Genomic DNA, 16246 nt, shown 5'->3' with positions numbered 1-16246 from the left:
AATAGAGTAGAAATGAAAATGATTACAGTGTTTATTAAGGTGTAAGATAAGATATATGAATATTGCCGCTGGACAGCCTGAAATCCTGAGTATAGCGGCAACGTATCCTGAATGTATCGCCTGCATTAAAGAAATTGATAGAAGACAGATTATGATTGAGCCCTGTCGTTCTTTCTCCATGTCCTGTTGAAATTCCAGCTAGAGTAGTGAGTGCCGGTGAAACCCTCTGAATATAAGAGTTTGCCGTTCCTGCAGTTTGTCCGTTGGGATTTAAGTTCAGATCATAGGTAACGTAAGGGACAATATTGTAAAATCCGGGCTTAACTACTGTGAAAAGCCCTGTAGAGGAGTTATAGGTTAAGTAAGCTGTATCAATTTTATTGCTCACATTAAAGATGTAGGTTTGGGAGTAGTCTTCATGGGTACTGACCGGAGTGCTGTGGGTGCCGGTATAGCTTCCGCTGGCAGGGCTGATGTTATTTTTGTTTCCTACATAAATTACTTTTAAAAAGTTCTCGGATTCGATACTTTTCCATACCGGTGCATTTCCGGTTCCGTTTGACATTAAAAATTCACCCTTATTGCCCGAATATCCTTTTGATTGTGCATCACCGCCTACATTCAGATCCTTTACCACCTGAAGGGAACCGTTGACATGAAGAGTATTTTGAGGTGTTGGTGTTTTTATCCCTACTTGTGCATGTAGACTTATAAACATGACAGATAATGCCATATATAACAGCTTCTTTTTCATTCAATTGTAGATTTGTTTTGTTTATTGAGACAAATATAAAATGTTTTTTAAATGTCTGTTTTTTAATGAATTGACAAACATATTGGGCAATTTGTATATTTGATCTACAGGTATAAAAATATGGCCTTTATTTAAAGGCCATATTTGTTTTATTGATGTGAAGTTGGAGTCAAAAAATTAGAATTATTAAATTTAATTTAAATTAAGTTTTTTAATAATTAATTTTATTTATTATTATAATGCTTTGATTTTTAGTATTTTGATACTATTTTAATTTAAATAATTCAAAAATAAAAAATTAGACTTAATTTATCCTTTGGTTTCTGCATTGTTTAAAATTTCATTCCGATTCCTGCAGATACCCTTCCGCCGTCTGCACCATAGAAATAGTTCAGCCTTGCAGACATCATTTCTACGATACTCAGCCAGACTCCGGCACCGGCAGACTGATGCCATTTTCTGGAATTTTCATTGTCATTCCACACACGGCCGATGTCATAGCCGATAAGTATTCCCATATTGGCAGGGACGATATTGTTTCTTATTCTGCCGAAATCCCATCGTATTTCTGAGTTATTGATAAAGTATGATCTTCCGGAAAATCTCTCATTCCTGAAGGCTCTCATACCGCTATTACCTCCAATAGCAGCAGCCTGATAGAATTCGAAATGATTATTGTTGATCCACATCACGTTACTGGAATTGGCAAATACAAAATTTCCTTTTTTGTCAATTCTATGGTCGATGGCTAATTTACCTTTAAGAGTCAGGAAGTTTCTGTTGAAATCTGACAGGGTAGCTTTCCAGTTGGCATTCAGCATAAACTCCAGTCCAAGAGTAGGAAAGGCTGCATTGTCTGCATTTTTATAACCAAAAGTATAATTGGCTCCCACAAACTGCTGGCTGTTGAATACTTCCGGACTTACATCCGGAGACTGGTTGATGAATCTGCCTTCTTTTCTCTGTACCTTATTGTCTTCAAAAGTAAGCTGGATCTGATGACTGAGGTTCATCCAGCTCTTTTTAGCAATGGATGGTGCAAAACTGAATTTCGAAATTCTTGCCCTGTTGTATTCTCTTTCCGTATTTTCTTTGTCATACGGGCTTTCATTAGACAGCCCAAAGAAATTCTGGGAAAATCTTGGCGTGGTATAGAAGGCATCTAAATTAAGGTCCCATCCGGAAATAGCTTTCTTGAAAATTCCTTTATATTCTACACTGAAACCTGCTGTAGCCGTATAAAAATTGGTTTTTAAGCTATGTCTCTGTGTAAAAGGATCACGGATAAAATTATTCACCGTGTAATTAGCCAGTACGCCAATGATCACTCCGTCATCCGGGTTGTAATCTACATTAGGGTAACCGGCAAAAGCATTGTATTTCGGATGTTTGTAATTGTATGAATTGATATCATAATCATCGGTAATGTTCTTCGTAGCATTACCTGCGTTATAAGTATTCTTCTGCGATTTAAAATCATAGATCTTTACCTTTCTTCCGTCGGCTACATTATACGTATCATGATTATATCCGCCTATCAGCCTGATGGTCATTTTAGGATTTCCCGTACCTACTACCTCATAGATATCATCGTCCTCCAGCCCGTAGATCCATAATTCTTTTGTTTTTGAATCATGGTAGGTTTTCTCAAAAACCAGCTCATTCTGATCTTTATTTTTACCTAATTTGTATTGCTGCACCTGTACAGAATGTCCGTTTTTGGTAATGACAAATCTATCCGGGTTCACTGTTCCTGCTAAAGGAACTTTTTTCTGCAATACATCATAATACTGAGATGCATATCCCTGAAGTCTGGTCTTGCGGATTTTCAGTTTTCTCTGGATATCATCTATTGTTTCATCCTGTACTTCTTTCGGAAGATTATGGAAGGCATCATCAATATCAGCATCTGTTAAATGCTCCTGAATGTATTTTGCCTGTGTTTCCCAGTCTTCCTGGGTTGCTCCTTTCAGAAAAACAAGATCCATCGGATAAGGCTCCATCGAAAGCCATTTGACACTGCTGATATCTTCTGTAAAGGTTTTCATATGACGGATTGCAGGAACGTTCATAATAATTTTGAAAGCAGCACCGTCATATTTACTGAACGCCTGATCCCGGTCTTTAGGAATAGGTTTATAGATGATCTTGTCTCCAGTTTCATATTCAGCCCATTTCCACTGATCTGAATGTCTGTCCCAATCACCGATCAGCATATCAAAAATCCTTGCCCTGATGTAGGATTCTTTATCTACAGAATATTTGTCGCTTTTGGAAAGATTCTTGAGCACATCATCCGTTGAAACAATATCTTTAGCATTGTCTAATGAGGCTAATGTTTTAGGATCAGAAGAGAAACGTTCCTCAATCATATACATTTCATCACCGTAGTTTTCGTTATATCTTCCTAAAGCCTGCTGCTTGGGGATAAAATATAATTTCGGATTACTATGGAAAATATTCAGCTTTTCTGACATATTTCCGATGGTAAATGGTGTGAAGGGATGATTGGTAGTATAAAAATCCAATAAGAATTTTTCCGGAAAGGTATCAGTCAGTTCTTCTCCCAATGTACTTTTCTGAAAAGCCATGTTGTTCAGGAAACGGATGGCACTTTTTTTCACGCCACGCATTACAAATTCCTGTCCGTCGGTTGCTTTAAGCCTTAAGCTGTTGGATTGATTTCCTCCCCCTTCTCTGAAAGGAATATAGCCGCCATTCAGTTCAGAAAGGTTGGCCGTAGGTGCTTCAATAGGAATTCCGTAATATTTTCTGTAGTGGTCTCCCCAGAGCCAGCGGTAAAATTTCCCTTTCTGGGTAAGCTGTACCGGATAAATGGTAGAAGAGAATGTTGCCGGGAAAGAATTGGGAAAATTATTCACAAATACATCCGGTTTCGATATGACAGAAATATGGGTGAGCTTTTGAAGCTGAGCATCTTTTGTAGAAAAATATTCAACATCCGTACTCTGGTCTTTTCTGATATTTAAAACGGCGAATCCACTGCCACCATAGGAAAAATCTGTTTTTTCGGTAATAGTGGAGGGATCAACTTTAGATCCGGCCCCGCTGATGATCTGCCTCAGATTTCCATCTTCATGATATTGTAAATTATGGTCGTGTCCGGACACGAAAATAATATTTTCCTTATCCTGAACAATACTTTTCAGCCTGTTGGCGAGATCTGCATAATGCCGGTTATTGATATCTGCCGGGCTTGCACCTGAAGAACTTCTCAGGACATTCAGAAAGCTTGCAAAAATGGGAACAGGAACCTTGCTGTTGAAAGGGAACAGGTGGGATCTGGCTGAACTGAATCCTGCATGGGTTCCGCTGCTGATGATAGGGTGGTGCAGGGCAACAATAATTCTTTTACCCTGATTTTTGATGATAAGATCTTTAAATTCGGTGAAGAAATCCTCACGGGTTTTGATATTACAGTTTTTGTTGATTCCCGGGTAATTATCCCAGTTGGTGATGACCCATTCCGTATCAATGGCGATCAGTTTGATGTCTTTAGATATGTTGATATCGTCAATAGGGCAGCCGTTTTTAGGAAGAAATGCTTTTTTGTCATCAAAATATTTTTTGACCAGCCCTTCCTGGGTATTGAGCCCCTCCAGCCCACTGTACCAATCATGATTTCCAGGAATTACCAATGTTTTTCCTTTGAAATTTTTGGTAATGGCAAGTTGTTTTTCCAGTTTTATTTTTGCTAAATCATAATCTTTATCGGTTTCTTTAGGCATCCCGTTAGGGTAGATGTTATCACCTAAAAAGATCAGCATAGAGTTGCTGTCTGCTGAGTCCAGTTTGCCTTTCAGTAAATTTAAGGTCTTTTGTGCCTGGGGTTCATCTGCATTTCCGGCATCTCCGATCAGGAAAAGTTTAAAATCATTTTCAGATTTAAGATCAGAATTTTTTACTTCAAATAAGTTTTTGCCCTTTTGTACGTTATATGTAGCGCAGGAGTAAAGGACTCCGGCGGACATTACTGTTCTCAGAACAACAGAAGTATTTTTTAGATGAGTTTTAAAGGATAAATTCATAAATTTACATTAACAAAATTTCAGGGATGAGCATTCTACACAAAGCTAAAAATTATGTTGAAATCTTATTCAAAGATAAGTTATCTTCAGTATACTTTTATCATAATTTTATCCATACTGCCTATACAGTGAATAAGGCTGAGGAAATTATGAAAAATACCCCTGTTTCAGATGATGATCAGGAAAAAGTACTCGTGGCATTATGGTTTCATGACACCGGTTATATAGAATGTGCCGGGAATCATGAGGAAAGAAGTGTGGAGATCATGAAAGAGTTTCTGCATCAGGAAAACTATCCTGAAAACTATATTGCAGATGTTGAAAAGCTGATCCTGGCGACAAAGATTACCTATGAGCCACAGAATCTGTTGGAAAAAATAGTAAAAGATGCAGATTTCAGCCACTTTGCAGGCCATGATTACAATGATATTTCCGATGCCCTCAGAAAAGAGTGGGAACTGACGAACGTGAGGTGTTTTTCCAATGACGAATGGAATGCCGGTAATCTGGATATGCTGAAAAACAAGCATTCTTATTATACCGATTATGCCAAAGAAAACTGGGAACCTTTGAAGAAGAAAAACATCAAGAAAATAGAAAAGAAATTGAATAAGGAAGAAGATAAAAAGGAAAATACGGAAGCTAAAAAAGAAAAGGAAAAATCAGACAGGAGTGTAGACACCTTATTCAGGGTTACATTAAACAATCATACGAGACTGAGTGATATTGCAGACAGCAAAGCAAATATTCTACTTTCTGTAAATGCCATTATTATTTCGGTTTGCCTTTCTGTATTGGTTCCAAAACTGGATACACCGAAAAATGCCCACCTGATCCTTCCTAGTTTTATCCTATTACTTTCCAGTGTACTGACGATTATATTTGCCATCCTTTCTACAAAACCTAATGTAACGAAAACACCATTTTCAGCTCAGGATATTGTCAACCGGAAAGTGAATCTGCTGTTCTTTGGAAACTTTCAGCAGATGCAGTTTGATGATTACCACAATGCTATGAAAGACCTGATCAAAGACAGGGATTATATCTACGATTCTATGGTAAAAGACCTGTATTATCTGGGGAAAGTTCTTGACAGGAAGTATAAGCTTTTATCGATTACCTATAAGATCTTTATGGCCGGGATTATTATTTCGGTGCTGTCTTTTGGGTTTGCTTTTCTTAGTCTTTAAATGAAAAACAATATATAATAAAGCCGGGCAAAGAAAATTGTCCGGCTTTATCATTTATCTTTAATGATTCTGACTGATGGAAACCCTCAACGCCAGAAGTCCCGTAATTCCCTGCAGATCTTCCACCTTCAGGAATTCTATGTCATGCTGCAGGATGCCTTTCTTCTGAAGTTTGGAGATATAATCCAGGTATTCTTTCTGATTTTCCATCCCGAAATAAACGATGGTAATCTTTCCCGGAGCGGTAATACGTTCTGCAGAATCTTTGATATGAGCTTTATCTAAACGTTTTTTAATGATCTCATAATAAGAGTTGTAGGCTCCGTCTACATCGAAACGTTTTTCATCCATTCTGAAACGGATGTCTATCTTTTCGTTATATACAAAGATCAGTGAAGCAATATCCAGCTGAACGGGAAGGGCTGCTTTAAATGACTGGAATTCCAGTTCCATTTTACAGATGGTTTTCAGTTGCCAGTACCGTAATTTATGAACTACTTTGAAGGTATAGTGCAGCTCCGGAGCAATAGAATGGCCGATATAGAGATTATGTTCCACACCGTCAGACTTAAATCTTTCATAATAATGTGGAAAGATATCCTGGGCTTTTACCTGGCTTTCATCCAGCATATCTGCCAGTTTCCTGTTGACAAGTGTTATGGAATCATCCAGATTCTTTCTGTGGCTGTAAAAAAGATCGGTTTGAGCCATCACCAGGGCAAAATACTCTTTGATTTTAGTTTTGATTTCCCTGGAGGTTTTGATTTCCAGTTTTCCCTGTAAGAATGGATGTATTTCTTCCCTCAACAATCTTTGAAAACGCTGTTCAGTATCTGCTTTGATCTCGTTGTTCAGTTCGTTTTCAAAAACTTCTAATGCCAGCAGGAATTTTTCTGAATCGGAATTCGTAAGCGTAAGGATTTCAATGAGTCTTTCAATCTGGTGATTAAGGTCCTGCAGCATCAGGTTAAAGCGCTTTTCTGAGGAAGAACGGATATCCGAGACGCCAAATAACGGGGTAAGGTTTTTAAATGATATTTCTTTTAAAGTATGAATTTTCTTGCCCAGAGATGCTGTAAAGTATTTTTCAGCTTCATTTCTGAATTTCCAGATCACACTGTCGTGGATGGTGGTATATTCCCGTTGTATAATGGCTTCAATCTGGTAGTTTTTCTCAAAATAAAATCTGCTGAGCGAGAAAAGGACCATATCTGTAAAAAACTCCATTTTTTTGAGTTTTAAACCGTTAAAGCTCCCGGCAATAGGTGAGGTAAATTCCATGATGGCCAGAAGCTCATTGTCTTTCATGATGGGAATTACCATGAAACTGTTGATATTATTATCTTTTAAAATCCTGAAAGAGGGAAGCTGCTGAACATGTTCATCCAGATTGTTTACATTGGAAACCACAACGGGCTTTGAATTATGGCTTAAATTATTGAAGGTCGTTCTGCGGGTCTGCTCATCAAAAGTATTGATCCAGAAATCAAGGATATGATTGGTGAGAAGGCTTTCATAGATGGGAAGTTTATCCAGTTTCTGTTCCTTTTTGTTGAAGGTCATCAGTCCGAAGCTGAGCTCCGGAACATCGAAATAGGATTTGAAGATCTCGGTAAGATTTTCGTCCGGATTTAAATTTTCCGGATCAATTTCGATCATGCTTGATTTAAGGTCAGACAAGGCAACCTCTGAGGTACAGTCTACGAGAGAGATAATGGTGAAACCTTTCAGAATCCATGATTGTGAAGGGAAGTACTTTTTCCACAGCTGAAAGTCATCCAGATTTTCCAGAAGCATATCCAGGATATCATCATCCGGTATTTTCGCTGTTTCCGTGGGAATAATTTCTGTAAAATCTGAGTTTACCGTGATCTTATAATGTTTCATGATTCCCTGTTTATTCGGGATATCATAATAGAAAGGAATGGTACTCTTGATGTCTTTTTTGAAGTAACTCTGAAGGATCAGGCAGCAGCAGAACACATAAAATTCATTGTCAGTGATGTTTCTGAGCTCTATTTCAAAATCTTTTCCGGCGTCTTTAAGGATGTTTTTAAACCTTTCGGTATAGTTGAAGGTAATATTGGAAAGAGGAATACTGGCTGCTTTTATTTCATTCTTTGTAAGCCCTGTAGGGAAGAGGTCTGCCAGGAGGATTCTGATGAGGTCCTCATATTTTTCCAGTAAATTAATGTCCTGAAAACCGTCCCGGAGCTCTTTGAAATTCCGGGTGCTGTCAATAAGGGATTCTGCATAGCTGACCCTGTATTCCAGACGGTCATTATAGCGGATATGTTCCAATACATCCAAATATTTTTTGAATGATATATAAACCTGAAAGGGGGAGTCTTTATTGTAAAGATTAGCCAAGAGCTGAAATTTAGAGTAAAGTTATGAAAAAAGCAGAATATTGACGGGAAGGAAATTTTATTTTATTGCACATCATCTGCAAATGTTTCGGAAAACTTTATATCCTATCTGAAAAATGATTGCCTTTTTTTGACAGGATGTATTTCCGTATTACCGATTAATAAATTTGTACAGCCATATTTTTCAGTTTAGCCTGGATATCAATAAGAATTGCTTGTTTTCCAACTTCTTTCTTTTTTAGTTGCTAAAGCATAACGCTATGATCTCTTTGCCGGTTAACAGAATGGTCGTATTTCAGATTCTCAGGCTCTTCGGGGTCTGCGGTAATGTCCTGAAGTTTTCCTGATGCCGGAAAATACTCAAGCCATCCTACAGCGTGATCTGTTATTTGTTCAACGGAAGGATCTTCAGAAATATCATTGGAAACATAGATTTCAATAATGATCTTTTCAGAGGTTATCTCTTCAATTCTGATCCGGGGATCATTAAATGTTTTAAGAGCAGAAGCATTACTGGATTTTACCATGTCTGTAATGAAATCTTCGCAGGAAGTGTATTTCTTTTCTGTTTTAACTGTCGTTTTCTGAGACGGCTGAGCGGTGTTGGGTGATTGAGCCGGAACAGTTTTCTCCTGTTTCTTTGCACATGAAAAAGAGAGGATAGCCGTAGTGGTAAAGATCAGGAGATTATAAATTTTCATAGGATGTAAGTATTTATAAGGCTTATTAATTTCTGTTTTTATCACTTTGTTCTTTCATCCTGAACAGTTTTATTTATAACAAGATTATACCCTGAAGATGGTCTCATTTCTTCAAGCCTTGCATCATAATACTTATCCGTCAGAATGGTGATCTTTAAGTTTTGTGCTTCGTTTTTTATTTTAACAAACTTATCAATTTCAAGAGTGTTTTCAGGAGCAATATCTAAATATTCTTTTTTGATAAACTTATCTTTATTAAAATAATAGAAGCTGTATCCATAAACTCCGGATTCATCTTCCTCCTGAATTAAAAGTACTTTTTCCTCTCCATTGATGAATATGAAAGGAGTAAAAACATAAGTGTCAGTTACATTAAAATCAATTTCCTTATTATTGACATACACTTTTTTACCACCGATATTTTTAGCTTCATCCAGATAGCTTTTCAGGTGGGTAATAAATCCCGGAAATTTATAAGTTTCGTTTGATTTATCAACGATATTCCATTTTTTATAAGTGAAATAAGAATCTGTTTTAATAGCTGGTTGAGCAGCAGGTTTTGTAGAACTTTTTCTGTCTTCAACAGAATCATTTACAGATTTTACTTTGCTGAAGGCAGAAGGTGATTGAACGCTTACGTGATTTTCTTTTTTACAGGAAAATAAGCATAAAAAACTGAGTGTATATAGAAGTTGGTGTAAGCGCATAGTTACAGAGAAAATATTTTATCATTGTAGGGCAGAGCAGAATGTTGGTTATCCTGTTTTACTTTTTCTTTACAGGATAAGGTCCACATCACTATCAGAGATAATAGAAGTTTTGAACTTTTTCTCATCATTTTTAATGACATTGCTCAAGAATCAAAGGGGTTTTACCACCGTTTTCTTTGATAAGGAGAAAATCATTACCCACAAATTCCAGTTTTTGTTTTTTCATATTATATAAACCGATCCATTGCAGTTCAGCTTTTCCATTTTTTTGCAAAATTAATTTGCCAATAACTTTATCTTTTGAAACCTCTTCATCTGTAATTCTTAAATTCTCCTTATAATAATCTTCCTGAGAAGCTAAGTTTGCATATTTCAGAAGATATTCATTTTTTGATAACTTTTCTACCTTTAGATTGATATAAATAGCATTGAAGTCGTATAGAGATAAGAAGCCTTTATCTTTGTTGATATCCAATACTGTTAACTCATTCTGGCAGATTACCCCCCACATTCCTTTTAAATCGGAGGGGTAGGTTTTTGTTTCTTCCTTTTTATCAGGTTTGTCAGTGATACCATAATGAAAATAGCTTTCTAACCCCTCATATTCTTCAGAAATATAGTCAATTGGAATTTCACATTTCAGTATTTTCTGATTGATATTAATTTTTTTTAATGTAATAGTTTTATTATCAATTTCATATAAATCTGTTATTTTGAAATAAGTATTTTTCATATCACTTATATCAAAGTTTCCTAAGGCAATTCCCTTTTTATTATTTTCAAATTTTACATCTAGAGAAATATCTTTTTTCGTTATGTTTAATGTGTCTTTCAAAAAATTATTACTATCGAAAAACAGAGCATATGACTTCTCGTAAACATTATTTTTAAATAAGCCTACAATTTTACAATTAAAATTTTCTCTAGAAGTTCCGGAATATTCCCCAACCAGATAAGTATAACTTTTCTTGTTAAATAATTGATCCAGATTCTTCGATGAAAATCTATCTTCCTTTGGATTAATCTGATCAATGATAAATTCTTTCCCTATAAGATTCGGTATTTCTGTAGACGCTCCTTTTTCTTTATCCTGTCCTTTACAAGAGAAAAGAAATGTTAAAAAAAAAAAAGAGATAGAATAGGAGACTGCGTATATATGTTTAATAGTGATATATTCTTTTGATACATTCTGACCTTATTTATTATATGAATTTACTCTGCTCCAGGGCCGGAAACACCTCCTGTTCTGGTTTCTTCCCAAATTTGTTTGAAATCTGAAATGCCATAATAATTATTTTTCCTGAACTCTTCTTCAAATTGAGCTCCTCCTTCTCTGCTTCCTAAAATACTGAAAAAGTCATAATACATGTTATGTTTTTCTCCAATTTTTGTGCTGTAGTAAGCGATTTTACCCAATATTTCTGCTTTTACAGATGACTTTCTATCCAATGGTGAGCTATTGTTACCCATTTCTTTTACCAGATAATCTGCAATGGCTCTTAAATAGTCTGCCTGTTCTTGTTCAGGAGCTTCGGTAATGATTTCAAAAACCTCTTTATTAAATATGATATCTTCACTACACCTTTCGTTCCAGAGTACTTTTTGTAGCTCATCAATACTTTTATAGTTGTTCCTTAAAACAAAAGTTAATAAACTCTTGTCTTTTGTATACCCAAAGGTTTTAACCAAAGATTCCAGAAAGAGTTTATCATTAAATTTAAGCCATGTCAGACTTGCTTTGACATCATTGAACAGATATTTGTTTCGATGAATAAGACGTTGATTATTCGTGAATTGTATTTCATTCAGTTCTTTAACGTCTGCCCATTTAATAATATCAACATTGGTTCCGTCTGCCAATTTTTCTTTTGGAATATTTTTTTCTTTCTGATGTATTGCAGGATATTGGGATTTATAATCTATGAGTTGTGGAATAAAAAGAGGTTCCAATAGAAATTTATTTTGTGAGTCTATAAATATGGGATTATTATTGCTTACAACATAATTCCCGTCTATCTGATAAACCGTTTTATCTTGGGTACAAGGATACTCAATTAAAAAATTCAGATCATTTTTTTCAACTTCTACCTTAAAAATAGTTTTTAGTTTCTTTTGAAACTCTTCGTTACTGATCAACTTAAATCCATTTTTCTTAAGAATATCGATTGATAAACTTTTAATAGCATCATAATCCTCTTTTTTGTACTTATAATCACTTATCATGTCAAGCCCTTTTTCTTTAATGGCATAACCGTTCATAATTTGATTTTCAAGAATTTTTTCTATTGAGTTATTATGATTTAAGCTCATACTGTCGATTTTGGTAGAATTAGATAATGTCTTTTGACCTTCTTTTTTGCACGCAAAAAAGAAGGTTGTTAATGATACTAAAATGGTTAACGTAACTTTTTTCATAAATTTTAAGCTGTATTTCCTTCACTATATTTTATAGCTTTCGGGCTAAGATCTGAAGGTTCTATAGGTTCTAAAGGTAATAAATCCCCGGTATAGTCAGTAGGAAAAATGCAGTATGCATGAACTTTTGTTTTGGGGGCTGTCCAGAATCTTACACCATTATCTTGGTTGCCTCCTAAGAGTATATAGTTTTTGCTATTACTTTTATCAATGCCTACAATGATTGTAGTATGCCCATTATTATGCCATTCTACAATACCACCAATGTACATTTCAGTATATTTTTTTCCCCATTTTTCATCAGTTTCATAAGGTGCACCTTTTTTCCTCTTTACTAAATTTTCTTTGCCATGCCAGATAGCGCCAGGATCTGGTTGATATTTATGTCCTGAAGTTTTTAAACAATAAGCTACAAATGCCCCACACCATGCGGAATTTGCTCTAGTAGCATCTTTTTCTGACCCACACCTTGACATCTTAGCGTTATCTGTACTGGCATGATAAGTGTTAATAATGTAGCTGCAGTGTGTTGACTCACGTATTATTTTAGCTTCTTCAGCAATAGCAATGTCTACCCATGGAGGATATTTTCCATTTGATTTCTTTTTTTCTTTAGGTTTATCTTCACAAGTACCATTAAAAAGCTCTGTTTTACCAGGATTGTAATGTTCCTTTGTAAGTTTATCTGTGACTTCCCATACATAAGTTTTGCCGTTTTCGAAACCTCTTCTTTCAATTAAGCCCTTGGAATAAGACTGAAACATTCTTTTATGTGCCCATTCACCTTTCTCTCTCATAAAGGGTGCATTACTTGAATATCCATATTTTGTGACCCAAGGCTCTTTGCTTAAATTGTCTTTATTATATGGAACGTTGGGTACAGACACACTTTCATCAAATAAGATATAGTCTTTATTACCTCCTTGGCCTACAGCATTTTGTTTAAGAACAAGTAGATAGAGATCTGTCATTGTTTTAAGAGCATCTTTTTTCTTTTCAAAATATTTTTTTACATAATCCATTTGTTCTACAAAAGTCATTTTTTTCAATGCAGTTCTTGTTGAACCAACAGATTTTGCAGAAGCATCACTAAATTGTATTAATCCCGAATAACCTGCATTATTGTCTGCTGCAGGATTGAAAGTTCTATTAGTTTCAAGATGCATTACAGACATGAGTTCACTAGCTCTTTCTTTTTTATTTTGTTCACCCCAAAGTTCAGCACAAACCTGCAATACCTTTTTTCTTTCCTCACAAGTTAATTTATTCCCCCAATTAAATTGGTTTTCTTTACATATGCATGTTTCTGTTTTTGGAGAAACAGGAACATTTTTTACCTGCGCAGGGCTTATGTCCTGTGGGGGAGGAGGTGTCGGTGTCTGTTGATTATCTATTTTTCCTTTAGCTTCAGACCAGTCCAATACTTTTTTATCTTTATCAATAATATCTTCTTTTTGGGGGGCTTTAACACCTTTTTCTTCTTTTTGACTTTTGCCTTTTTGTTCTGATGGAGTGACTTCTTTCTTGGGTTGCTCTTTAGGGATTTCTTTTTTTAGCGGTGGATAAGGCCCTGTTTTAGTTTGTAACTCAACGGAAGGTAAAATTTCCTGAGGGATGTTAATATTTATATTATCAGTTGCATGTTTTTTATGGGCATAATATTCTACGGTTACATAGAATTCCAGTTGCTTGAGATCAGCCTCTCCTTCCATTGATTTTTTCATCAGTGCTTTGGTAAGCATAAACTCAGCTCTGGCAGTTCCGTTTTTTACTTTTACTTTTTTGCTATCTATAAAAAGGTTTTTAGCATTATGACCTGAACCTCTGGCATCATCTTCCCAAAGAGTGAACAACAGATATTCGGCTTCCAGGTTCATACATCTTGCTTCTGCAACGAGTTTTTCGGTAAAGCTGAAAACTGTTCCCGGGGTATCATCTATATATTTTAATTCAACTTTATTGATTTTTGGGACGTCGCTGGGCTGGGGCTGTATCTCAAGGGCCATAGGAGCTCTTCCTTCCGGATTGTGGAGATAAGCCTCTATTCTGAAAGTATCTTTATAGGCTGTGGTGTTGAAAGTAAAACTGCTTACTCCAACTTTCTTTATATTGGTAGGTACAAATTTCCCATTCACCTTTTTGAACAGGTGCCAGGTAACGTGGGCAGGATTTCTTTTTGCTGCTGGGGTGGCCGGATACCATTCATCAATTTTATAGGTAACCTGTTCACCAACTTTTGGTTTTGTATTTCCCGATATTTTATAAATTCCTTGTTTTGACATGGTGGCTTAGTTTTAGGTTAATAGGCATCCACTTCATCACCTTCTGTTTCTTTCTGAAACTCTTTGAAGTCTACAAAAGGATTGATATGATGCTGTTCCTGAGGATCTGCACTTTTTACATTCTGCTTACTCATTGCTGCAGTCTGCCCATGCTCCATGATTGTGATTTTTCCGCCTGTAGAGCACATGAGTTCTGAAATTTCAGTAACACAACTTTTACCCATTACCTTTATTTTTTCATAGGTTTTCTGCCATTTTCCGGAAGGGGCGTAGGCACAGGGCAGGTATCCGCCCGGGGTTGGTTTCAGTTTGCATTTTCCGAAGCTCGGTCCTTGTGGATTAAACTGAAGATCATCTTCGGTGACAGCCAGATAATCAGCCTGCCCCTCTTCATTATTCCAATAATGTTTCTGATGAGAAGTTACTTTAAATTGCGGAAACAGATCGCCCTGATTACATTGGGCTTTTCCTTTTTGTATGACGAGATGTTTTCCGTCATGTGGTGATGCGGATCCGGACATATTTTGCGTTTTTTTGGTGTTGTTTCAAAGATACTAAATTAACCTGAATTCAGTATACTCCATTTTTATTTTTCATAGTATCAGAAGTTTAAAATGTGGTATCAGTTTTTTAAATAAATTAAGACCTTTTAATAATAACTTCCAGCTTCCGTTTTCCAGCCCATTTTTCTCATCCTTTTTCCATCATAAAAACATCTTTTTCAATAACATCGCCAATCTGAATTTCAAAACTTCCGGTGATCTTCTGAATAACCAGATCAGTGCGGTCAAAAATATACTCAGCTTCATGACTGCAGGAAACAGAGCGGCCATTAAAAGAAGCCTGCTCCTGATACAGATGGCTTTTATCATAAAGTTGGCTGAGATTCCGGTAATCGCAGGATTTACCACTTTGGATGATTTTCAGAGGTTCATCGGCTTCATTTTGCTCTTGTTTGGGTAAAATCCGGTTATAAAGCTCAAAACGGATAGGATTAGTATTGGTCAGCCATGGGATAAATTCATGATAGACTCCTGAATCTGTCCATCCATCATATTTTGCCCTGTAAAAAGCACCAAAAAGAAACTGTACAGGGAGCATATGGCTGATACTTGCCAGAATATGCCCTTTCTCAACCGCCTTTTTTTTCAGCTGATCAATATAAGATGCAGAAATATTGTCAGTGAAATAGCTTTTCAATGCTTCCAGCTCGTTTTTAATGGTTGATTCGGGATGATAGAATTTTACATCAGTAAGTTTGGCTGCAGAGTTTACTCTAATCTCTACAGGAAACATGATGGCTGCACAGGCTTTGGCGAGGTTTGATATTTTACTGTCTGATTCCTCTCCGTCTTTACGGGACCCGAAGATCTGCAATGAAAAGAAGTGATCATCTTTTTCGGCCCTCAGATACTTCAGTTCCATCCGGTATTGATAGCTTGCCTGTTGGCTGTCATCCTGATACTTCTGTTGTCTTACAGTATAAATACCGCCGAGTAAAGAAATCGGGTAAGCAATTTTGCCGTGAGGAGGATGGTAATATAAGCTGTCTCCGTTATCATTGATCTTTTGGTTAAGGATATTAATCTCATTCCCGAAAGGAATATGGAGAAGAGTTCCTGGTTTCAGCTGCACAGGTTCGGCAAGCCTGTTGTGGAGGGCACAGTATGTATTATGAAATTCTTTAAGGTATGCGGGGTTTTCTACTTTCAGATCGGCAGCAATCTTTTCTAAAGTATCGCCCGGAAGTGTCATGTAGGTGATCATGTGATAGGT

11 protein-coding genes are annotated in these 16246 nt (G+C 36.3%); 1 reads left to right on the top strand and 10 read right to left on the bottom strand.

The window, feature by feature from the left end:
- Positions 1-34: 34 nt before the first annotated feature.
- Complete coding sequence (locus tag ACTJJF_RS19390; protein ID WP_312301860.1) at positions 35-754, bottom strand: hypothetical protein; 720 nt, start codon at positions 752-754, stop codon at positions 35-37.
- Positions 755-1086: 332 nt separating this feature from the next.
- Complete coding sequence (locus ACTJJF_RS19385; RefSeq protein ID WP_440700713.1) at positions 1087-4803, bottom strand: metallophosphoesterase; 3717 nt, start codon at positions 4801-4803, stop codon at positions 1087-1089.
- A gap of 26 nt (positions 4804-4829) precedes the next feature.
- Here ACTJJF_RS19385 and ACTJJF_RS19380 point away from each other — a divergent pair, with 26 nt between their 5' ends.
- Positions 4830-5993 (top strand): Pycsar system effector family protein, encoded by a 1164-nt coding sequence (locus ACTJJF_RS19380; protein ID WP_440700712.1) that lies wholly within the window; start codon positions 4830-4832, stop codon positions 5991-5993.
- A 60-nt stretch (positions 5994-6053) separates the two neighbouring features.
- Here ACTJJF_RS19380 and ACTJJF_RS19375 read toward each other — a convergent pair whose 3' ends face one another.
- From ACTJJF_RS19375 to ACTJJF_RS19340, 8 genes are all read right to left on the bottom strand, one after another.
- Complete coding sequence (locus ACTJJF_RS19375; protein ID WP_440700711.1) at positions 6054-8363, bottom strand: GAF domain-containing protein; 2310 nt, start codon at positions 8361-8363, stop codon at positions 6054-6056.
- 244 nt (positions 8364-8607) lie between these two features.
- Positions 8608-9063, bottom strand: a complete 456-nt coding sequence (locus ACTJJF_RS19370) for a hypothetical protein (RefSeq protein WP_440700710.1) — start codon at positions 9061-9063, stop codon at positions 8608-8610.
- A 41-nt stretch (positions 9064-9104) separates the two neighbouring features.
- Positions 9105-9770, bottom strand: coding sequence for a hypothetical protein (locus tag ACTJJF_RS19365; protein WP_440700709.1), 666 nt, complete (start codon positions 9768-9770; stop codon positions 9105-9107).
- 133 nt (positions 9771-9903) lie between these two features.
- The gene (locus ACTJJF_RS19360; RefSeq protein ID WP_440700708.1) at positions 9904-10608 is read right to left on the bottom strand and encodes a hypothetical protein; all 705 of its coding nucleotides are present in this window, start codon (positions 10606-10608) and stop codon (positions 9904-9906) included.
- Between the two features lie 377 nt (positions 10609-10985).
- Positions 10986-12188 (bottom strand): hypothetical protein, encoded by a 1203-nt coding sequence (locus ACTJJF_RS19355; RefSeq protein ID WP_440700707.1) that lies wholly within the window; start codon positions 12186-12188, stop codon positions 10986-10988.
- Between the two features lie 5 nt (positions 12189-12193).
- Positions 12194-14194 (bottom strand): hypothetical protein, encoded by a 2001-nt coding sequence (locus ACTJJF_RS19350; protein WP_440700706.1) that lies wholly within the window; start codon positions 14192-14194, stop codon positions 12194-12196.
- A 293-nt stretch (positions 14195-14487) separates the two neighbouring features.
- Positions 14488-14991, bottom strand: a complete 504-nt coding sequence (locus ACTJJF_RS19345) for a DUF4280 domain-containing protein (RefSeq protein ID WP_312301881.1) — start codon at positions 14989-14991, stop codon at positions 14488-14490.
- Between the two features lie 169 nt (positions 14992-15160).
- The gene (locus ACTJJF_RS19340) at positions 15161-16237 is read right to left on the bottom strand and encodes a hypothetical protein (protein ID WP_440700705.1); all 1077 of its coding nucleotides are present in this window, start codon (positions 16235-16237) and stop codon (positions 15161-15163) included.
- Between the last annotated feature and the right edge of the window lie 9 nt (positions 16238-16246).

This window comes from Chryseobacterium sp. 22458 (assembly GCF_052044975.1).
GTDB lineage: Bacteria > Bacteroidota > Bacteroidia > Flavobacteriales > Weeksellaceae > Chryseobacterium.
The sequence above is the reverse complement of the archived record's forward strand: the minus strand, read 5'-3'. Positions and strand labels throughout refer to the sequence as shown.

Coding starts and splice junctions, on each gene's coding strand:
- ACTJJF_RS19390 (WP_312301860.1), bottom strand. CDS start 754: ATGAAAAAGAAGCTGTTATATATGGCATTATCTGTCATGTTTATAAGT.
- ACTJJF_RS19385 (WP_440700713.1), bottom strand. CDS start 4,803: ATGAATTTATCCTTTAAAACTCATCTAAAAAATACTTCTGTTGTTCTG.
- ACTJJF_RS19380 (WP_440700712.1), top strand. CDS start 4,830: ATGAGCATTCTACACAAAGCTAAAAATTATGTTGAAATCTTATTCAAA.
- ACTJJF_RS19370 (WP_440700710.1), bottom strand. CDS start 9,063: ATGAAAATTTATAATCTCCTGATCTTTACCACTACGGCTATCCTCTCT.
- ACTJJF_RS19365 (WP_440700709.1), bottom strand. CDS start 9,770: ATGCGCTTACACCAACTTCTATATACACTCAGTTTTTTATGCTTATTT.
- ACTJJF_RS19355 (WP_440700707.1), bottom strand. CDS start 12,188: ATGAAAAAAGTTACGTTAACCATTTTAGTATCATTAACAACCTTCTTT.
- ACTJJF_RS19350 (WP_440700706.1), bottom strand. CDS start 14,194: ATGGCCCTTGAGATACAGCCCCAGCCCAGCGACGTCCCAAAAATCAAT.
- ACTJJF_RS19345 (WP_312301881.1), bottom strand. CDS start 14,991: ATGTCCGGATCCGCATCACCACATGACGGAAAACATCTCGTCATACAA.
- ACTJJF_RS19340 (WP_440700705.1), bottom strand. CDS start 16,237: ATGATCACCTACATGACACTTCCGGGCGATACTTTAGAAAAGATTGCT.